An 18476-nucleotide genomic window follows, 5' to 3' on the forward strand; every position below is an offset into this window, starting at 1 on the left:
GTTGGCGCCGATTGGTCGATCCTCTCGCTGGTGGACCAACGAAAGCTTAGGGGGCGCGCCGGCGTCCCAGCGGGATGACACGCTCGGTGTCAGGAGACCAATTCGGCAGTGCGCCACCAGATCAACGCGACGAACAGCGCCAGCAGCGCGAGGCTGACCCCGGCCTGAACCCGGATCCAGATCGCCGGCGGCGGATAGACGTAGGCGCACGCCACCAGCAACCCGGTGATCAGCCCGCCCAGGTGACCCTGCCAGCTGATCTGCGGGATGGTGAAGGTGAAAATCAGGTTGACGACGATCACCGCGCCCACCCAGCCGACGTCCACGTTCAGCCGGCGTCCCACGATCAACGTCGCGCCGAACAGACCGAAGACGGCGCCGGACGCCCCGGCGGTGGCAGTGTTCAGCGGCGCCAGCAGATAGACCGCAACCGAGCCGCCCAGCGCGCTGAGCAGGTACAACGTGATGAACCGTGGCTTGCCGAGCATCCATTCCAGCTGCGGTCCCACCACGTACAGCGCCCACATGTTGAGCAGCAGATGCATCGGCCCGTAGTGCAGGAACGCCGAAGTCAGCAGGCGGTAGAACTGCCCGTCGGCCACCGCCCGCGGCGCAAGCACCAAGTCAGACTCCAGATGCGCGAGCGACATCTGCCCAACGAATGCCAGCACGCTCAGCGCGATCAGCCCGTAGGTGATCAGCGGCACCCCCGAGGCAGCGCGGACCAGCGGGTTCGGCCGGCGCACCCGGACGGTTCCTGCCTGCGCGCAGTCCACGCAGTGCTGGCCGACGGCGGCACCGCGCACGCAGTCCGTGCAGATGTAGCGCTCACACCGCGAGCAGCGCAGCGCGGTGGCCCGGTCGGGGTGCCGGTAGCAGGCGGTCATGGTTACACCTTCTCAAATACCTGCCGGTAGATTTCACGCTGTGGCCCCTACCGCATCGCGCAAACCGTTCAATGACGTCGTCACCCGGTTCTGGAGTTTGGCCGCCCCGGCCTATGACGCCCGCTACCTGCAACGCCTGGTCTATCGTCCGGCGCAGGACGAGCTGATCGCCGCACTGCGTGCCCATCAGCCGGCCCGGGTAGCCGACATCGCCTGCGGCACCGGCATACTGGCCGACCGCATCGAACGCGAGTTGTCGCCCGAGGCGGTCTACGGGGTGGATATGTCCGCCGGCATGCTCAGTGAGGCCAGGGAGCGCTCGTCGCGGGTGCAGTGGCTGACCGGGCCGGCAGAACAGCTGCCTTTCGAAGACGGTGCGCTCGACGCGGTGGTCACCAGCTCGGCGTTTCACTTCTTCAATCAGCCGGCGGCACTGCGGGAGTTCTACCGGGTGTTGGCGCCGGGCGGGATGGCGGGGGTCACCGCGATGAGCCCCCGGCTGCCCGATCCGCTCAAGCAGCTGGGAATCCGGTGGAATCCGGCTCAGCAGCCGACGCCGAGCGAGATGCGCAAACTGTTCACCGACGCCGGATTCACCATCGCCGAGCAGCATCGGGTCGCGCGGCCGACCTGGACGCTTATCGTCTCGGACCTGATCACGGTGGGAGTCAAGCCGTAGCGCCGGTACCTTCGATGGGTATGAGCGCTAACAAGCCGTCCGGGAAGGCGGCGGCCGGGCTGGCTGTCGCCCTGATGGGTTGGGTCACCGCCACCGGGATCGCTGGGGCCGACCCGGCTCCCCCACCCCCGCCGGCACCCAAGCACGTGATCGACACCGACGGGACCTTCGCGGTGGGAACCGACATTCTGCCGGGCACCTACCGCTCCGAGGGCCCGCGTGACGGGGCAGCCTGCTACTGGCGGCGGATCAGCGGCGGCAAGACCGTCGACAGCGCCATGACCAAGAAGCCGCAGGTGGTACTCATCGAACCGGGCGACACCGCGTTCCGGACCGACCGCTGTCAGACCTGGCAGCTGACCGAGTGCCCACCCACCTGCGCGCCGGCACCCCAGCAGCCGGCTGGCCTGCCGGACGTGCTGAAGGGTTTCGTGCCGCAGGCCCAGCCGCCGGCCTCCCCTCCCGCTCCCAGCGGCGGGTAGGCAGCCCGGGTCGGCGGTCGGCTCAGACGCGTTCCGCCTCGGCCAGCAACATGGTCGAGCCGTCGATCAGGGTTCGGATCACCTCGTCGGTACTGAAGTCACTGAGCCACAGGCTCGGGGCGTCGCTGCGGTGCAGCATCGCCACGCCGTGCAATGCCACCGACAACGCGGCGGCGATCCGGTCGGAGTCGGGATCGGAGGCATCATCCAGCGCCTCCCCCCGGCAGGCCAGCAATCCCCTGGTCACCACGGCGAGTGCTCGGCGCGCCGCCGGCGGGATCTGGCCTTTCTGGGTCATCAGGGCGTAACGCATCGGGTACCGCTGCGCGAATGACACATACACCCGGCAGCCGATCAGCACACGCTCCCGCGGGTCGGTGGCCTGCTGGACATGCTCGGCGATCTCCTCGGAGACCTGCACCCAACTCGCCTCGGCGACGGCCTCGAGCACCCGCTCCAGATCGGCGAAGTGCGGATACACCGACGGCGCCGCGATGCCGGCCTCGCGGGCGATGCCCCGCAGCGACACCTCGGCCTCACTGTCCGAGCCGTCCACGACCCGGACGGCCGCAGCCAGGATTTCGTCGCGCAGCAGCGCGCCGTGACCGCGCAGATTGCGCCGACGAATGGGACCTGGCACGCCCGTGATCCTAACGGTCCGTTAGTTTGCTGGCTTGAAATTCTGAATAACATCCCGTAGCTAAGTGTGAACTGGCGAAATTTAACCTTAAAATTGTTAGCTTATGCCTGTAAGGCCCCCGCGCTGCGGCCCCTTGCCCTGGGACGCTCGAGCGAACGTGAAGCTGGCCTCGCACTGGGGGGCGAACGTGAAGGCAACTTCACGCTCGGCGGTATCGTCCCTTGCGATGCAGGGAGGCTGCCATGCTTGACGCCATCTATCGGGCCGCGCACGACCGGATCGCCACGCTCGCCGGCGAACTCACCGACGACCAGTTGCGCATCCCGGTTCCGGCCACACCCGGCTGGTCGGTGCACGAGGTGCTGGCCCACCTGGTCGGCGGCGCCGCCGACGTCCTGGCGCAGCGCCTCGACGGCGTGCCGGGCGACTCGTGGACGGCGCGGCACGTCGCCGAACGCCGGCACCGCCCGGTCGCCGAGCTTCTCGATGAGTGGCAGAACGCGTCCCCGGCGGTCGAGTCGAGCCTGCCGGAAAAGCACACCGGCCCGAACCTCGCCGCCGACGTGATCTGCCACGAGGCCGACCTGCGCGAGGCGCTGGGCCTGTCGCGGACCGACCGCGAGCACTGGCAGCCGTTCCTGGACGTGATGGGCTACTACCCCGGCCGGCGCCTGCGTGACACCGGGACCCTGGTGATCAGCGACGAGCTGGGGCAGCAATGGCGTTGCGGCTCCGGCGAATCCGTCACGGAGCTGCGAGCCGACGGCTACGAGTTGCTGCGCGGGGTGTTCAGCCGGCGTTCTCGTCGCCAGATCGCCGCATGGGACTGGTCACCCGAACCGTCCGCGCAGCTGGTCGACGGCTTCGGCGCCTTCGGCCCCCGCGATGACGACCAGCCGATCCCGGCCGCCTGACCTCACGCGGCGCAGGAGGTCAGCCGCGGCGGGGAGAACGCCACCGAGCCGACACCGCCGTCCACCGCGCCGTTGTTGGCGAGATTCATCGTCGTGACATAGGTGCAGGTTTGAATCTCGGTGAACATATTGAGGTAGACGACGTTGTAGGTGTAGGCGAACGAGCGGACCAGCTGCCCCACCTCCCACGGCACATCCAGAACGAACTCGAGCGAGGAATCGGCTCGCACCCAGATCGCCCGCGCACCGTTCTCACCGATCGACGGCGCCACGGAGAACGAGTCGCCGTTCCGCTTGGTGCCGGCGATGCTGAGGCTGTCGATGCGGTAGCCGGTGGCGGTCGTGGGCACCGGATGCCCCGGCTGGATCCTGGTGGTGAACAGGATGGAGTACTTGGTGCCGCCCCCGACGGCCCTGGTCGTGGAGAAGCTGGTCCAGCTGAACTCCTCCGGCAGCTCCACAGCGCAGTTGTCGATCACGTCGTGTGGATCGCCGCAGTTTCGCGAGCCGGTCGGCGCCGCCAGCGCACGCGGACCGGCGAACGCGACACCGAGGGCCGGCACCGACCAGGCGATGCCGCGCATGAAGGTGCGCCGCGACACCGCCGTTCCCGCACCGTCCGTCATAGGCCGAGGGTACTGGCCACGGCCGGATCAGTTGTTTCGCCAGCACGGGGAATGCCATGCTCGCTTAGTGGTGTGGGACCGGTTGGCTGCCGCCGTAACCGGGCGCCGCTCCTGGCGGGTGGCCCTGGCACCGATCCTGGTCGGTGTCGCGCTGATGATCCTCAGCGGAGACAACGCTTCGGCGACCCAGTCGCCGGATGCGCTGCCGAGCAACTCCGAGTCCGCCCGCGCCGCCGCAGCGCTGTCCACATTCGCCGATGGGGATCATGCATCCGCCCTGGCCGTCGTCACCCGCACGGACGGGCAGGCTCTGACCGCCCATGACGTCGCCGCGGTGGAGCAGGCCCGCGATCAGATGATGCGGGTACCGCAGGTGCTCACCGGCCGACCACCGCCGGTGCTGTTGTCCGCCGACGGCAAGGCGGCCATGGCCGCGCTGCCGCTGAGCGCCCGGCTGTCCGGCTTCGAGCTCAACGACACGGTCAAAGCCCTGCGGGCCGCCGCCGCAGCCGGCCGGCCTCCCACGCTGTCCACGCATGTCACCGGCGGGCCGGCGTTCGGTGCCGACATCGCCGATGCCTTCACCGGCGCCAACGTCACGCTGCTGATGGTGACGGCGTTGGTGGTGGCTCTGCTGCTGATCGTCACCTACCGTTCGCCGGTGCTGTGGCTGGTGCCGCTGATCGTGATCGGGATCGCAGACCGGGTGGCCACCGTGGTGGGTTTCGATATCGCGCACGCCGCGGGGGTGACGATCGACGGCTCCACCTCGGGCATCACCAGCGTTCTGGTGTTCGGGGCCGGCACCAACTACGCGCTGCTGCTGATCTCGCGCTACCGCGAGGAACTGCGCATCGATTCCGATCACCGCGCCGCGCTGCACCGCGCGGTGGCCGCCGCCGCGCCGGCGATCCTGGCCAGCAATGCCACCGTGGTGCTGGCCCTGCTGACCCTGGCGTTGGCGGTCACCCCGAGCACGCGCAGTCTGGGCCTCTGCGCCAGTTGCGGCCTGGTGGTTGCCGCTGTGTTCGTCCTGTTGGTGTTGCCCCCGTCGCTGGCGTTGTGCGGCCGGAACGTGTTCTGGCCGTTCATCCCCCGGGTTACGGGTGCCTCAGCGGCGACGACCGGTCCCTGGCACCGAGTCGCCGATGCCGTGTCCCGTCGACCGGCACTGGTGTGCACCGCAGCGGTCGGCCTGCTGGCGGTATCGGGCGCCGGCCTGCTGGGCACGGGAATCGGGTTGTCACAGACGGAGCAGTTCCGGCTGCGGGCGGACTCGGTGGCCGGATTCGACGAACTTGCCGCACACTTTCCCGGTGGTGCCGCCGGACCGGCCGTCGTGATCGGCTCCACTGCCAAGGCGCAGCAGGTCGAGCGGGCGATCACCGTGGTGCCCGGGGTCGTCGCGGCGATTCCAGCGGGTGTGTCGGAGACCGGGCGGACGAAGTGGTCGGTGGTGCTCGACGCGGCCCCAGCCACCGACCGAGCGTTCACCATCATTGCCGGACTTCGGGATTCGGTCGGTGAGGTGGATGACAGGGCGCTGGTGGGCGGCGCCGACGCGCAGGGCCTCGATATCCGCGACGGCGCCGCGCGCGATCGGACGGTGCTGATCCCGTTGATCCTGTCGGTGGTGCTGGCGGTGCTGTTCGTGCTGCTGCGCTCGGTGGTGGCACCGCCGGTCCTGGTGGCGGCGACGGTGCTCAGCGCGCTGGCCGCGCTCGGCTTGGGCGGCTGGGCCAGCGCGCACGTCTTCGGATTCCCGGCACTGGACGTCAGCACCCCGTTGTTCGCGTTCCTGTTCCTGGTCGCGCTGGGCGTGGACTACACCATCTTCCTGGTGACCCGGGCCCGCGAGGAAACCCCCGAACACGGCACCCGGGCCGGCATGGTGCGGGCGGTGTCGGCCACCGGTGGGGTGATCACCAGTGCCGGCGTCGTGCTGGCGGCGGTGTTCTGCGTTCTCGGGGTGCTGCCGCTGATCGTGCTGACGCAGCTGGGTGTCATCGTCGGGCTCGGAATTCTGCTCGACACGTTCGTCGTTCGCACGCTGGTGATTCCGGCGTTGTTCTCGCTGATCGGCGACCGGGTCTGGTGGCCCGGCTTCCCGCGCCGAAGTGGCGAGGCGATCACCCCATCGCGGTGAGCCGACGTAGATTGGTGCCCGTGCCCGAGTTCAGTGCGATCAGCCGCCGGCAGTGCTGAACATGCCGCAGGACAGCGCCGCGGCGCGCCAGGGCCGAGGCCGCTGATGCGCACCCGCGGCTGGGGCGGCGATGTGCCCGCCAGCGATGAGGAGGCGGTGACGCGCATCCTGGCGGCGACCCGGCGCACCATCGACGAACGCGGTGAACAGACCAGCATCGCCGACGTCGCCCGCACCCTCGGCGTCACCCGGCAGACCGTCTACCGCTACTTCCCCAGCACCGAGGAGTTGCTGTCGGCCACCGCCGCCGACGGCGCCGGCGCCTTCCTGGATCAACTCGCCGAGGCCCTGGCCGGAATCACCGACCCCGGCGAAGCGGTCGCCGAGGGTGTCGCGCTCACCCTGGAGCGGCTCCCGAACGATCCCTATCTCGGTCTGCTGTTGCGCACCCAGCAGGCCAGCGCCTTTGCCGTCACGGTCACGACCGACACCGGCCGCACCTTCGGGCATTCCCTTCTCGACCGCCTGGATGTGGACTGGACCGGGTTCGACGATCAGTCCATCGACGACATCATCGAGATGGTGCTGCGCACGTTGCAGTCCTTCATCCTGGCCCCCCTGCCCGCCCCGGGTGATGAGTTGCGGCGCCTGCTGAGCCGCTGGATCTCCCCGGCGGTGATCGCGGCGCGCGACGCTACGAAGGTTCGCGCGTCAGCACGTAGGTGACGCCGGTGAGCTCTTCGGCGACCTTCCAGAGCCGCTGCTGCGCGTCGACGTCCTGGGCTCGGCCGGCGGCCCGTACCAGCACCGGCGGGCCGATCTGCTCGAAACGCCCGCCCGGACCGTAGAACTGGCCGCCCACGGCGGCCGGGTCGGTCGCGGCCCGCAGCATCGGCAGGGCGCCGGCGGCGGGGCCCTGGGTGAACCAGCCCGTCAAGTAGCGGGCCCGGCGGTTGAACACCCAGCGGACCGCCCCGGACTGCTCGCGCAGTATCGAGGTCCGGGTGCCCCCGGGGTGTGCCGCCAACGAGATCGTCGGGCTGCCAACCGATTCCAGCCGTCGCTGCAGTTCGTAGCAGGCCATCAGCTGGGCGAGCTTGGACTGCGTGTAGGCCGCCCCGGCAGTAAACGACCCCTCCAACGTCAGATCGTCGAACGCGATCCGGCCGCTACGGTGGGTCTTGCTGCTGACCGCGATGATCCGTCCCACATCAGAAGCGAGCACGCGATCCAGCAGCAGTCCGGTCAGCGCGAACGGCCCGAGGAAGTTGGTCCCGAAGTCTCCCTCGAACCCGTCGACGGTCAACTGCCGGGTCTGGTGCATGACACCGGCGTTGTTGACCAGGATGTCGATGACCGGATAGCCGGCCCGCAGCTCATCCGCGCAAGCCCGCACCGACGCCAGATCACTGACATCCAGCTGCACCACGTCGATGTGCGCGGCCGGAGCCGACCGGAGGATGTCGTGGCGGGCCGCGGCGGCCGCTTCGGTGTTGCGGCAGGCCAGCACGACGGTGGCTCCCAGGGTCGCCAACCCGCGAGCGACTTCCAGACCGACCCCGGTGTTGGCCCCGGTCACCACGGCTGTCCGGCCGGCCTGGGGCGCACCCTGCTCCAACGACCAGTTGGCCACGCCCATATCCGGGGCCGCCTTAGCCGCGTCCGGACGTCGCGAAACGCTTGTCGGTGTAGCGGCGCAGATTGGACAGGAAGCGGCGAAACCCCAGATTCATCAGCGGGCCGCTGATCGGGGAGAACCACTGCGCCGGGCCGGTCAGCTTATTGGCGAGGGTCCAGGTGAGCCGGCAGCCCTGCGGCGTGGGCTCGATGATGTAATCCTCGACAAACACCGCCAGCGCCGAGGTCGAGCTCGCGTTGAAGCGAAAGGCCATGTGCCGACCGGGTTCCCAGGCCAGGAACTCCTCATCGCCGATGATTCCACCGCGCATGTCCACCACCCGGGTGGTGCCGACCCCGTGTGGTTCGGGGCTGGTCCAGGTCACGTTGGTGATGACACTGGCCCAGTGCGGCCAGGCTTCGGCGTCGGCCAGCACCTCCCAGATCTGATCGGGTGTCACGGCGAGATCGACACTGTTGCTGAACCGCTGCGGCGCCCGCTCCAGAAAATCGAGGTCGACCTTCTCGCAGGGATACATCCGAGACACTTGCTGGTTCCTTTCCCGAGCTAGCGCGCCCCGCGCACCAGGCGCCCCGGGCGCGCGCCGGTGTCGACGCCGTCGCGGCGGGTCACGGCACCGCTGACGATGGTGGCAACATACCCGCTCGCCCCCTGCAGCAGCCGTCGACCGCCGGCCGGCAGGTCGTAGGCCATCCGGGCCGGGCGCAGGGTCAGCGCGTCCATGTCGATCACGTTGAGGTCGGCCTTCTTGCCGACCTCGATGACACCGCGGTCATTCAGGCCGAACAGCTGCGCGGTGTCGCGGCACTGCTTGCGCACCACGTATTCCAGGGGCAGCTTGTCCCCGCGATGCCGGTCACGCGCCCAGTGCGTGAGCAGGTAGGTGGGATAGGAGGCGTCGCAGATCATTCCGCAGTGCGCGCCGCCATCGGAGAGCCCCAGGACCCCGGCGGGGTGGGTGAGCATCTCGCGGATCGCATCATGGTTGCCGTCGGCATAGTTGAAGAACGGCAGCATCAGCATCGCGCCGGCGTCGGCCTCCAACATCAGGTCATACAGCGTCGCCAGCGGATCCTCCCCGCGCTGGGCGGCGATCGCCGCCACCGAGCGCTCCGGGGTGGGCTCATAGTCCGGCGGATCACCCAAGTCGTAGATCCGGTGCAGCGAGTGCTGCACCAACGCGAACATCGCGTCGAACTGCACGGCGGGATCGGGAGGCAGGTCGTCCTCGGACAGGATCGCGGCCTTGACCGCCGGGTCGGCAAGCCGCTGTGCGAGTTCCTCGCGGCCACATTCGGCCTTCAGCCGGCGGTAGGTCGGCCGGTGGGTGAACGCGTGATGGCCGGGGAATCCGAGCAGCATCCCGAACGGGCGAGCAGCGATCTGCGGATACAGCGCACTGCCGGCCTGGTGGGCGGCCGCGGAGATGTCGAGCTGCTCGCGCCACAGGTTCGGGTCGGCGTCGACCTGGATCAGCGCGAAGGACAGCGGGCGATCGATCTCGGCGCCCAGCCGCTGCATCCATTCCAGCTCCTTCTTCGGTGCGACGATGTCCTCACCGGCCGCCCCCTGCGGAGCCAGCTCGAACACCGCCTGTCCGCCGGCCGCCATGGCCCGGCCCAGCCCGAACAGTTCGCTCTCGGCGGCGAAGGTGCCCGGTACCGGCTCACCGTCCATGGCCCGGTGCGCCAAGGTGCGTGAGGTCGAAAAGCCAAGCGCCCCGGCCTCGACAGCCTCCTGCACCAGCCGGCTCATCGCCGCGATGTCGTCCGGGGTGGCCGGTTCGTTGCGGGCGCCGCGGTCTCCCATGGCGTAGGCGCGAATCGCCCCGTGTGCGACCTGGCTGCCGATGTCGATGGCGAAGCTCTGAGCATCCAGTGCGTCGAGGTAATCGGGGTAGCTCTCCCATCCCCAGGTGATGCCTTCGGTCAGAGCGGTGCCGGGGATGTCCTCGACCCCCTCCATCAGCTTGATCAGCCACTCCTCGCGTCCCGGCCGGACCGGGGCGAATCCCACTCCGCAGTTGCCGGTGACCACCGTCGTCACCCCGTGGCCACTGGAGGGCTCCAGCAGGCTGTCCCAGCTCACCTGCCCGTCGTAGTGGGTGTGGATGTCGACGAACCCGGGCGCGACGACCCGACCGGTGGCGTCGATCGTTTCGGCGGCCGCACCGCCCAGACCCGGATCATCGGTTCCGGTGCGGCGGTGAACCGTCACGATCTGTCCGTCCCGGACTCCGACGTCGGCGAGGTAACGGTCGGCTCCGGTTCCGTCGACGACGGTGCCACCGGTGATCTTGAGGTCATACACGGACGACTCCTTTGTTCTTGATCAATTTGTACACATCTCGATAATGTGTGCAAGTGCCCGGTGCCAAAGAGTCGACGACACTCCCACCGCCGCTGCTCGTGGCCGCCACCGAAACGCTGCGTCATCTCGGTCCCCGCCGCTTCAGCCTCACGGCGGTGGCCGAAGCGGCGGGGGTGTCACGCGGCACGGTTCACAACGTCTTCGGAACGCGCGATGACGCCATAGCTGCGGCGCTTGATCATCTGTCCGCGGCGTTCATCGAGACCATGGCGGTCGAGGTGAACCAACTGGACACCCTGGCCGAGCAGGTGGCGGCCGCGGCGGTGCTGATCTCGGCGCACCGCCGCCGCTCTGCGGCAGAGCCGCGCGCGATCAATCAGAGCGTTCTGGTGCTGCTGCTGGAACACGGCGGTGACGAGCTGATGCGTCGCTCCGTCGAACTGTGGACGCCGCTGGTGCGCGCTGCGCAGCGCCGCGGCGAAGTCGGCAACACCCTAGATGCGGGCCGCGCCGGTGAGTGGATCGTGCGCATGCTGTTCAGCTTCGAACTGCTGCCGCCGATGCGGGTGAATCTGGATAGCCCACGTGCCGTGCGCCGCTTTGTCTGCGATCACATCATCGCCGGTCTGACTGGAGGCCACCGTGACCAATCGGCTTGAACCCCTGCTGCTTCGGGTCGCCGAGGCCGACCTCGACGATCTGCGTCATCGGCTCGGCAATACCCGCTGGCCGGCCGAGATCGACGGCGCCAACTGGGATTACGGCACCAACCAGCAGTATCTGAAGACCGTGGTGGACCACTGGTTGCACCGTTACGATTGGCGCCGCGTCGAATCCGAGGTCAACGCGACCGGCTCGTTCGTCACCGAAGCCGCCGGGCAGCGGGTGCACTTCCTGCATGTGCGCTCATCTGACCCGGACGCGATACCCCTGGTGATCACCCACGGCTGGCCCGGCTCGATAGTCGAGTTCCTCGATGTGATTCCAGCGCTGCGCCAGCGATTTCATGTCGTGGCCATATCGATGCCCGGGTACGGATTCTCCGGACCCACCCGCCGGGCCGGTGTTGACGTCGCGGTTGTGGCGGCCGCGGCCGACGACGTGATGGGGCAGCTGGGGTATGAGCGATACGTCGCCCAGGGCGGCGATTGGGGCGCGCTGGTCACTCGTCATCTCGGCGAACACTACGCCGGACGCGTCGCGGCCATTCACACCAACATGTGCTTCGCGCCGCCCGATCGCGACAACCCCGAGCTGGTGGCCGCCGTGACACCGGACGAGCAGGCGGCCATCATCGCCTCGGTGCAACGCACCGCCGACGGCACGGCCTACCTGAATCAGCAAGCCACTCGGCCGCATTCGCTGGGTTTCGGGCTCGACGACTCGCCGGTGGGTCTGGCCGGCTGGATTCTGGAGAAGTTCCACGCCTGGTGCGACACCCGAGACGGCATGCCGATCAGCACCGATCGGCTCATCGACAACCTGATGTTCTACTGGCTGACGGTGACCGCGACCTCGGCGGCGCGGCTGTACTGCGAATCCGCCCGGGCGGACACCGGCGCGCTCAGCAAGTGGACCGGCCATGTCGGGGTACCCACCGGCTACGCGGTCTACCCGTATGAGCTGCTACAGACACCGCGGGCGTGGGCTGCCAACCGGTACAACCTCGTTCACTACAGCGTCAAGGACCGCGGCGGGCACTTCGCCGCGTTCGAACAACCCGCGATCTTTGCCGCCGACCTTGCGGCATTCGCGGATGTCCTGGTGCAGCAGCGAGTGTTCTAAGGAGGGGATCGGGCACGCGGACTACCTGCCCAGCGCGGGCAGCACCACTGTGTCGATGACCTGTCGGACGAAGCCGGCATCCAGCGTCTGGCCGCGGATGACCTGCAACAAGCCCATGGCCAGGACGACGTCGGCGACCATCGACCAGTCCTTATCGGCGTCGATCTCACCGCGCGCCGCGGCCTGCGCCAAGATCTTCGCGACCAGCCCCTTGCCTTTGACCAGCACGAGGTCATCGACGGCGGCCGCCAGATCGGGCTCGTGGACGGCCTCCAAGGCGACCCGCAGCACCAGGTCGTTGGGGACGGGGTCATCATCGATGCGCCCCAGTTGTTCGATCAGGGCATCGAGGTCACCGACCAAGCTGCCGGTGTTCGGGGCCTGCCTGGAGAGCAGATCGGGTCGCCAGTAGATGAGTGCGTCGGTGACCAGCGCCGCCTTCGACGCCCAGCGGCGGTAGATGGCGGCCTTTCCGACGCCGGCTCGCGCGGCGATGTCGTTCATATTCGCTGCGTCGTAGCCCTTTTCCGAGACGACGGCCAGGGCGGCGTCCAGGATCGCGGGATCACGGCTTCTGTCCAGCCGACCATCGGTGCGCTGACGCAGTCGCGATTCCATCTCGGTCATACCGTCGTGGGCTGCGGGATCGGGGCGGTCTCGACGGCCGGTTCGGGTTGCGGGCGGTCCCTCATCCGGAAGGTGTTCAGCGGCCACCAGAACCACCGGCCCAGCGCCGCGGCGATCGAGGGGGTCATGAAGGCCCGCACGATGAACGTGTCGACCAACAGGCCCAGCGCGATCGCGGTGCCCAACTGGCCGATCACCCGCAGGTCGCTGACCATCATCGAGGCCATGGTCGCGGCGAACACCAGCCCGGCTGCGGTGACCACCCGGCCGGAGGCGCCCATGCCCCGGATGATGCCGGTGTTGAGACCGGCCGGGATCTCCTCCTTCAGGCGGGAAACCAGCAAGAGGTTGTAGTCCGATCCCACCGCCAGCAGGATGATGACCGTCAGTGGCAGCACGATCCATTGCAGTCCCAGGCCGAGGATGTCCTGCCAGAGCAGCACCGACAACCCGCACGCCGTGCCCAGTGAGGCCAGTACCGTGCCGACGATCACCAGGGACGCCACCAGGCTGCGGGTGATCACCAGCATGATCGCGAAGATCAATATCAGGGTGGCGATACCGGCGATGGTCAGGTCGATCTTCACGCCGTCCTGCATATCGCTGTACATCGACGCGGTGCCGGCCAGCGACACCTCCGAGCCTTCCAGCGGGGTTCCCTTGATGGCGTCCGCGACGGCTTCTCTGATGCCCTGGACATGCTTGATTCCCTCGACCGAGGCGGGGTCGCCCTGGTGGGTGATGATGAATCGCACGGCCTTGCCGTCGGGTGAGACGAACATCTTCAGGCCCCGCTTGAAGTCGGGGTTGTCGAACACTTCCGGCGGAAGGTAAAAGGAGTCATCGTTTTTGGCTTCGTCGAAGAACTTGCCCATCAGGGTCGATCCTTCGGCGCCCTCCTGCAGATGCCGCTGAATACCGGACATCGCACTGTGGGTCGCCAGCATGAAGCTGCGCATGTTCTTCATCGACTCGATCTGCTTCGGCAGATCCGCCAGCATCTGCGGCATCAACATGTCCAGCCGGTCGACGTCTTTGACCGTGGCACCCATGTCGTCGGTCATGGTGTCGACGTCGTCGAGCATGTCGAACATCGACCGCATCGCCGTGCAGATGGGGATGTCGAAACAGTGCGGTTCCCAGTAGAAGTAGCTCCGCAGCGGCCGGAAGAAGTCGTCGAAGTCCGAGACGTGTTGGCGCACAGTCTCGATGTCGTCTTTCAGCACATGCATGTCCGCGGTCATGTCGTGGGTGGTGTCGGTGACCTGCTCCATGACGCCGTACATGTGTTCCAACACCGCCACAGTCCGACCCATCTCGTCGGCCTGCTCGAGCATCGACGCCATGCTGTCGTTCATGAACTTCGCGGTCTGAAGCTGCCCGGAGCTCTGCATGGCGATCACGAAGGGAATGGAGCTGTGCTCGATCGGCGCTCCCAGGGGACGGGTGATGGTCTGCACCCGGCCGATACCGCGCTCATGGAATACGCTCTTGGCGATCCGGTCGATGACCAGCATGTCCGCGGGGTTGCGCAGATCATGGTCGGCTTCGACCATCAGCAGCTCGGGGTTCATCCGCGCCTGCGAGAAGTGCCGTTCGGCCGCGGTCTGCGCGACGTTCGCGGGAATGTCCTCCGGGGTGAACTTCCGGTCGTTGTAGTTCGGGACATAGGTTGCCAGGCTGACGAAACCGATCACCGCGATAAAGGTCGTGACGACGATGATGGGTTTCGGCCACCGCGTCACGGCTGTGCCGATGATGCGCCAGCCCCGTTCTGAGACTTCGCGTTTGGGATCGAAGATCCCGAACTTGGACGCCACCACCAACACCGCCGGGGCCAGGGTCAGGCCTGCCACCATGGTCGCGATCAGGGCGATGGCGCAGGGCACCCCCATCGTCTGGAAGTACGGCAGCTTGGTGGCGGTCAGGCACAGGCAGGCGCCGACGATCGTCAGGCCCGAACCCACGATCACGTGCACCACACCGTTGTAGGCGGTGTAGAACGCCTCTTCGCGATCCTGGCCGCGGGACCGGGCTTCGTGATAGCGGCCCAGCAGGAAGATGAAGTAGTCGGTCCCCGCGGCGATGGTCAGCATCGTGACCATGCTGACGGCGTACGGGGTGAGCCCGATGATGTCCAGATGCCCGGCGGTGGCCACGATGCCTTCGGAGGCGTAGAGCTCGAAGCGCACCAGGATCAGAGCGACGATCGCCGACCGCAGCGAGCGGTAGATGGCGAGCAGCATCAGGAAGATGACGCCGATGGTGACCGCCGTCATGAGTTCCATGCTGTTGTGGGCCGCGATCAAGGTGTCGGTGTTGAGCACGGTGTTGCCCGCGACATGTGCCTGCACGCCGGGCGGGGCGGGCACCGATTCGACGATCTTGCGGACCGCCGCGACCGACTGGTGACTGGGCGTGGTGCCCTGCGCTCCGTCGAGGAAGACCTGCACATAGGCGGCCTTGCCGTCCGGGCTCTGGGAACCGGCGGCGGTCAGCGGGTCACTCCAGAAATCCTGGGCGAACTGCACATGCTTGTCGGCTACGAGTTTGGCGAGGATCTTGTCGTAGTACTCGTGCGCACTGTCGCCGAGCTTGTCGTCGCCCTCGATGACGACCATCGCCGAGGAGTCGGTGTTGAACTCTTCGAACTTGTGCCCGATGTTCATCATGTCCTTGAACGCCGGTGCATCCATCGGGGTCATCGGCACCGAGTGCTTGCCGGCCACCTCTCCGAGCGGCGGGGTGAACACGGTGGTGCAGAACGCGATGAGCAGCCAGAGTCCGATGATGGGCACGGCCAGGACCCACAGCAGCCGGGCGAAGCGGGAGCGCTGAGGGTGCGCAAGCTGTTTGCTCATACGGATTTCACCAGGCAGTAGATGAAGGGCTTGTACTCGTCGATGCTGCGGTCGTCCCGGACGTCGTCGTCGACGATGATGCGGCACCGCAGCTGCCGCATTCCCGCGTCGCCCTGGGCGACGATGTTGGCCGACATCGACGGCAGCGTCGTGACGATGGTGTGCGACCACGGCAGCGGAGCATCTTCGACGAGGTGCGGCTGGCCGTTCTCGTCGAGGAAGTTGACGCTGACGGTGCCACCCGCAGGTGCCGTCAGCTCGTAGGTGATGTGTTTGGGGTTGAAGGGTTTGGTGTCGTCGGCGTTCGCGTCGGAGGCCGCTATTCGCGCTCCCGCCCCGAAACTGTCACGCACCCGGACCACGACGTAGGCGCCCAGGGCGATCACGACCACAAGAAGCAGCGGTATCCAGAGCCTCTTGACCAGTCCGAACACGCACCGTCTCCTTAGCCTCCGGCTACCGCGAGGATGTGGGCCACCGCGCGGAAACGCCTCCGCCAACGGAACCCGAGTTCCGCGTAGGGCCGGACAGGACTGTACCGCATCGCGAGCCCGGCGCGGAAGGCTCGGCGGGTGGGGCGGTTTCGGGCGACCCCCGGCCGACGGCCGATGTGGCTAAGCTGAAAAGGCAACTGCCGGACGGGTTCTTGAGGTGAACAATGGGCAAGGTGCAACCCGACCTCGGCGAGGTCCAGGAAACCCTGCTGATCCCGCTGTACGGTCGCGCACGCGACAGCGCGAGCAGACATCCGATCCTGCATGACACGCGCGCCGCCGAACTGGTGGCGGACCTGGACTACGACTTCGGGCGTTTTCGTGGAGGTTCACTGCCGGGCTCGGTGCTGCGCACCGCGATCTTCGATGTCTGGGTCCGCCGTTTCCTTCGCGACCATCCCGGCGGCACGATCATCGAGATCGGCACGGGGCTCAACACTCGCTTCGAACGCGTCGACAACGGTCGGCTGCGCTGGTTCGACCTGGACCTACCGGACACCATCGAGCTGCGCAGGCGCTACTTCGCCGACACCGACCGTCGCACCATGCTGGCGGGCTCGGTGCTCGACACCGATTGGTTCGACGCCGTCGCCGCCGCCCCGGCCCCGTACCTGTTCGTCGCCGAGGCCGTCCTGCTGTACTTCCCCGAAGACCAAGTCCGCGGGGCCGTCGGTAATCTCACCGACCGCTTCGCGGGCTCGCAGCTCCTTATCGACACCGGAGGACACAAGATGATCGAGAACCAGCATCGCAACGGTGCGATGCGGGAGCTGACCGCCCGAATGCAGTGGATCTGCGACGACCCGCGCCGGCTGAACACCTGGGGAATGGAGCTGCTGGAAAGCCGCACCATGGCAACCCCGCAGCCCGAGCTGGCCACCGCACTGCCGTGGCGCTATCGCTACGGTCTGCCGGCGCTGGCACGGATTCTGCCCGCGTTCGTCAACGCCTACCGGTTCAATCTCTTCCGCCTGGGGAACGCCTCATGAGCACAGTCGCCCTCAGCACCGAGCTGCCGCTTTCAGCGCAACGCGCCGCGGCGCTGGCGCGCAAACCCGCCTTGATGCAGTTCGTTCTCGCCCCGGCCCTCCAGCTGCCCGGGCTGAAGGCCCCGGACCGCCTCGAGGCGGGTACCCGCGCGTCGGCACGACTGTGGTGGTTCGGCGTCATCCCCACCTGGACGCACCACCTGGAGATCAAGGAGCTCGATGAGCTGATGATCTACACCCACGAGCACGGCGGCCCGGTGCACACCTGGAACCACCGACTGACCTTCACCCCCATCGACGAGCACCGCTGCCGCTACACCGACGAGATCGAGACCGATGACGGCATCAAAGGCTGGGGCACGCGCCTGTTCATCCGGCTGATGTTCGCCCATCGACACCGCCGCTGGCACACCCTGGCCGCCATCCTCGAATAGGTCATGAGCACGATCGACGACGTCATCACCCTGGCGTCCCGTCACGGGCTGCACCTCGCCTCCAAGGGCGCCACGGTGAACGAGGCGGGCCTGGACTACCGGGTCGTCATGGCCTCCGACGAGCGCGGATGCCGCTGGGTGCTGCGGCTGCCGCGCCGCGACGACGTCTCCGCAGCCATGGCCGCCGAGGCCCGCATTCTCGACCTGGTCGGTCCGGTCCTCGCCACCGATGGCGTCGCGGTCCCCGACTGGCAGGTCCGTTCCACCGAGCTGGTCGCCTACCCGGCCCTGCCCGGCACGCCCGGCCTCACCCTGACCGACGGCGGCGAGCCGGTCTGGCACATCGACCCTGCCAGTCCCGACTACGCGGTCCGTCTCGGCCGCCTGCTGGCGCGCCTGCACTCCATTCGCCCCGAGCAGGCCGAGGCCGCCGGGGCGGACGTGCGCACCCCCGAGCAGGTCCGGCAGTCGTGGCGCGACGACATCAAGACGGTGCGCACGGAGTTCGCCGTCGCGCCCGAGCTATGCGAGGCCTGGGACGCCTGGCTGGCCGACGACACCTGCTGGCCCGATCAGACCGTGATGACGCACGGTGAGATCTACCCCGCCCACGTCCTGCTCGCCCAGGACGGCACCATCACCGGGGTGCTGGACTGGACCACCGCGCGGGTGGACGACCCCGCCCGCGACCTGGCCGCCCAGTACGGCGCTGCGGGCGAGGAGATGCTGCAGGTAACCCTGGAGGCCTACGCGCAGGCCGGCGGGCACGTGCACCCGGGCCTGGCGGCCCAGGCCCGGCGGCTGTGGGACGCCTCCCCGATCGGGTACGCACAGTACGCGCTGATCACCCGAGCGGAGGGCGATCTCGCGGCCGCCGCCGCGATGCTGAACCAGCCGGGCCAGGCGCCGGGGCTAGTGCCGACCCGGCACAGCTACTACACTTCGTCGTAGCATCTGCTCTGC

Annotated in this window: 19 protein-coding genes; 10 read left to right on the forward strand and 9 right to left on the reverse strand. The window is 68.0% G+C overall.

Going from position 1 to position 18476, the window contains the following annotated elements:
- Positions 1–89 precede the first annotated feature (89 nt).
- Positions 90–887 carry a rhomboid family intramembrane serine protease gene (locus AWC16_RS12815; RefSeq protein WP_085265129.1) on the reverse strand — a complete coding sequence of 266 codons (798 nt, stop codon included), beginning with the start codon at positions 885–887 and terminating at the stop codon, positions 90–92.
- Between AWC16_RS12815 and AWC16_RS12820 the strand changes: the two genes are divergently transcribed.
- Both AWC16_RS12820 and AWC16_RS12825 read left to right on the forward strand, forming a co-directional pair.
- The gene (locus AWC16_RS12820) at positions 886–1566 is read left to right on the forward strand and encodes a class I SAM-dependent methyltransferase (RefSeq protein WP_085265130.1); all 681 of its coding nucleotides are present in this window, start codon (positions 886–888) and stop codon (positions 1564–1566) included. The two genes, AWC16_RS12815 and AWC16_RS12820, sit on opposite strands and share 2 nt — an antisense overlap.
- 20 nt (positions 1567–1586) lie before the next feature.
- Positions 1587–2048 carry a hypothetical protein gene (locus AWC16_RS12825; protein WP_337339528.1) on the forward strand — a complete coding sequence of 154 codons (462 nt, stop codon included), beginning with the start codon at positions 1587–1589 and terminating at the stop codon, positions 2046–2048.
- A gap of 22 nt (positions 2049–2070) precedes the next feature.
- Here the strand turns inward: AWC16_RS12825 and AWC16_RS12830 are convergent, their stop codons facing one another.
- Positions 2071–2688: a TetR/AcrR family transcriptional regulator gene (locus AWC16_RS12830; RefSeq protein ID WP_234812247.1), complete on the reverse strand. Its 618-nt coding sequence runs from the start codon at positions 2686–2688 to the stop codon at positions 2071–2073.
- A gap of 242 nt (positions 2689–2930) precedes the next feature.
- Between AWC16_RS12830 and AWC16_RS12835 the strand changes: the two genes are divergently transcribed.
- Positions 2931–3602 carry a maleylpyruvate isomerase family mycothiol-dependent enzyme gene (locus tag AWC16_RS12835; protein WP_085265131.1) on the forward strand — a complete coding sequence of 224 codons (672 nt, stop codon included), beginning with the start codon at positions 2931–2933 and terminating at the stop codon, positions 3600–3602.
- A gap of 2 nt (positions 3603–3604) precedes the next feature.
- Here AWC16_RS12835 and AWC16_RS12840 read toward each other — a convergent pair whose 3' ends face one another.
- Positions 3605–4228 (reverse strand): hypothetical protein, encoded by a 624-nt coding sequence (locus AWC16_RS12840; protein ID WP_085265132.1) that lies wholly within the window; start codon positions 4226–4228, stop codon positions 3605–3607.
- Between the two features lie 67 nt (positions 4229–4295).
- On the opposite strand from AWC16_RS12840, the gene AWC16_RS12845 reads away from it, so the two are divergent.
- Together AWC16_RS12845 and AWC16_RS12850 are read left to right on the forward strand one after the other, a co-directional pair.
- Positions 4296–6374, forward strand: coding sequence for an MMPL family transporter (locus AWC16_RS12845; RefSeq protein ID WP_234812248.1), 2079 nt, complete (start codon positions 4296–4298; stop codon positions 6372–6374).
- A 105-nt stretch (positions 6375–6479) separates the two neighbouring features.
- Positions 6480–7100 carry a TetR/AcrR family transcriptional regulator gene (locus tag AWC16_RS12850; protein ID WP_085265133.1) on the forward strand — a complete coding sequence of 207 codons (621 nt, stop codon included), beginning with the start codon at positions 6480–6482 and terminating at the stop codon, positions 7098–7100.
- Here the strand turns inward: AWC16_RS12850 and AWC16_RS12855 are convergent.
- The 3 genes from AWC16_RS12855 to AWC16_RS12865 are packed head-to-tail and all read right to left on the reverse strand — an operon-like array spanning position 7069 to position 10323.
- Positions 7069–8013 carry an oxidoreductase gene (locus AWC16_RS12855; RefSeq protein WP_085265134.1) on the reverse strand — a complete coding sequence of 315 codons (945 nt, stop codon included), beginning with the start codon at positions 8011–8013 and terminating at the stop codon, positions 7069–7071. The genes AWC16_RS12850 and AWC16_RS12855 overlap by 32 nt on opposite strands.
- 13 nt (positions 8014–8026) lie before the next feature.
- Entirely contained in the window at positions 8027–8530 is a 504-nt protein-coding gene (locus AWC16_RS12860; protein ID WP_085265135.1) for an SRPBCC family protein, read from the reverse strand.
- A gap of 29 nt (positions 8531–8559) precedes the next feature.
- Positions 8560–10323: an N-acyl-D-amino-acid deacylase family protein gene (locus AWC16_RS12865; protein ID WP_085265136.1), complete on the reverse strand. Its 1764-nt coding sequence runs from the start codon at positions 10321–10323 to the stop codon at positions 8560–8562.
- Positions 10324–10376: 53 nt separating this feature from the next.
- On the opposite strand from AWC16_RS12865, the gene AWC16_RS12870 reads away from it, so the two are divergent.
- Both AWC16_RS12870 and AWC16_RS12875 read left to right on the forward strand, forming a co-directional pair.
- Positions 10377–10982 carry a TetR/AcrR family transcriptional regulator gene (locus AWC16_RS12870; RefSeq protein ID WP_085265137.1) on the forward strand — a complete coding sequence of 202 codons (606 nt, stop codon included), beginning with the start codon at positions 10377–10379 and terminating at the stop codon, positions 10980–10982.
- The gene (locus AWC16_RS12875) at positions 10966–12108 is read left to right on the forward strand and encodes an epoxide hydrolase family protein (RefSeq protein WP_085265138.1); all 1143 of its coding nucleotides are present in this window, start codon (positions 10966–10968) and stop codon (positions 12106–12108) included. Before AWC16_RS12870 ends, AWC16_RS12875 begins: the two co-directional genes overlap by 17 nt.
- Before the next feature lie 21 nt (positions 12109–12129).
- Here AWC16_RS12875 and AWC16_RS12880 read toward each other — a convergent pair whose 3' ends face one another.
- From AWC16_RS12880 to AWC16_RS12890, 3 genes are read right to left on the reverse strand one after another with little or no spacing between them, the layout of a single operon-like run.
- Positions 12130–12735, reverse strand: coding sequence for a TetR/AcrR family transcriptional regulator (locus AWC16_RS12880; protein ID WP_165759221.1), 606 nt, complete (start codon positions 12733–12735; stop codon positions 12130–12132).
- On the reverse strand, positions 12732–15596 hold the full coding sequence (locus tag AWC16_RS12885; RefSeq protein ID WP_085265139.1) for an MMPL/RND family transporter: 2865 nt from the start codon (positions 15594–15596) through the stop codon (positions 12732–12734). Before AWC16_RS12885 ends, AWC16_RS12880 begins: the two co-directional genes overlap by 4 nt.
- Positions 15593–16030 carry an MmpS family transport accessory protein gene (locus tag AWC16_RS12890; RefSeq protein WP_109561392.1) on the reverse strand — a complete coding sequence of 146 codons (438 nt, stop codon included), beginning with the start codon at positions 16028–16030 and terminating at the stop codon, positions 15593–15595. Before AWC16_RS12890 ends, AWC16_RS12885 begins: the two co-directional genes overlap by 4 nt.
- Positions 16031–16254: 224 nt before the next feature.
- Between AWC16_RS12890 and AWC16_RS12895 the strand changes: the two genes are divergently transcribed.
- Genes AWC16_RS12895 through AWC16_RS12905 form a run of 3 tightly spaced genes read left to right on the forward strand, consistent with a single transcriptional unit; the run spans position 16255 to position 18464 of the window.
- Positions 16255–17079: a class I SAM-dependent methyltransferase gene (locus tag AWC16_RS12895; protein WP_085265140.1), complete on the forward strand. Its 825-nt coding sequence runs from the start codon at positions 16255–16257 to the stop codon at positions 17077–17079.
- Positions 17076–17513, forward strand: coding sequence for an SRPBCC family protein (locus AWC16_RS12900; RefSeq protein ID WP_085265141.1), 438 nt, complete (start codon positions 17076–17078; stop codon positions 17511–17513). The genes AWC16_RS12895 and AWC16_RS12900 overlap by 4 nt, the downstream gene beginning before the upstream one ends.
- A 3-nt stretch (positions 17514–17516) precedes the next feature.
- On the forward strand, positions 17517–18464 hold the full coding sequence (locus AWC16_RS12905) for a macrolide 2'-phosphotransferase (RefSeq protein ID WP_085265142.1): 948 nt from the start codon (positions 17517–17519) through the stop codon (positions 18462–18464).
- Positions 18465–18476 lie beyond the last annotated feature (12 nt).

This window comes from Mycolicibacter longobardus (assembly GCF_002102265.1).
GTDB classification, from domain to species: domain Bacteria; phylum Actinomycetota; class Actinomycetes; order Mycobacteriales; family Mycobacteriaceae; genus Mycobacterium; species Mycobacterium longobardum.

Excerpts from the sequence above, each read along its gene's own strand:
- AWC16_RS12815 (WP_085265129.1), bottom strand. The coding sequence starts at position 887 with ATGACCGCCTGCTACCGGCACCCCGACCGGGCCACCGCGCTGCGCTGC.
- AWC16_RS12895 (WP_085265140.1), top strand. The coding sequence starts at position 16,255 with ATGGGCAAGGTGCAACCCGACCTCGGCGAGGTCCAGGAAACCCTGCTG.
- AWC16_RS12825 (WP_337339528.1), top strand. The coding sequence starts at position 1,587 with ATGAGCGCTAACAAGCCGTCCGGGAAGGCGGCGGCCGGGCTGGCTGTC.
- AWC16_RS12835 (WP_085265131.1), top strand. The coding sequence starts at position 2,931 with ATGCTTGACGCCATCTATCGGGCCGCGCACGACCGGATCGCCACGCTC.
- AWC16_RS12850 (WP_085265133.1), top strand. The coding sequence starts at position 6,480 with ATGCGCACCCGCGGCTGGGGCGGCGATGTGCCCGCCAGCGATGAGGAG.
- AWC16_RS12880 (WP_165759221.1), bottom strand. The coding sequence starts at position 12,735 with ATGACCGAGATGGAATCGCGACTGCGTCAGCGCACCGATGGTCGGCTG.
- AWC16_RS12900 (WP_085265141.1), top strand. The coding sequence starts at position 17,076 with ATGAGCACAGTCGCCCTCAGCACCGAGCTGCCGCTTTCAGCGCAACGC.
- AWC16_RS12820 (WP_085265130.1), top strand. The coding sequence starts at position 886 with ATGGTTACACCTTCTCAAATACCTGCCGGTAGATTTCACGCTGTGGCC.
- AWC16_RS12860 (WP_085265135.1), bottom strand. The coding sequence starts at position 8,530 with ATGTATCCCTGCGAGAAGGTCGACCTCGATTTTCTGGAGCGGGCGCCG.
- AWC16_RS12840 (WP_085265132.1), bottom strand. The coding sequence starts at position 4,228 with ATGACGGACGGTGCGGGAACGGCGGTGTCGCGGCGCACCTTCATGCGC.
- AWC16_RS12885 (WP_085265139.1), bottom strand. The coding sequence starts at position 15,596 with ATGAGCAAACAGCTTGCGCACCCTCAGCGCTCCCGCTTCGCCCGGCTG.
- AWC16_RS12905 (WP_085265142.1), top strand. The coding sequence starts at position 17,517 with ATGAGCACGATCGACGACGTCATCACCCTGGCGTCCCGTCACGGGCTG.
- AWC16_RS12855 (WP_085265134.1), bottom strand. The coding sequence starts at position 8,013 with ATGGGCGTGGCCAACTGGTCGTTGGAGCAGGGTGCGCCCCAGGCCGGC.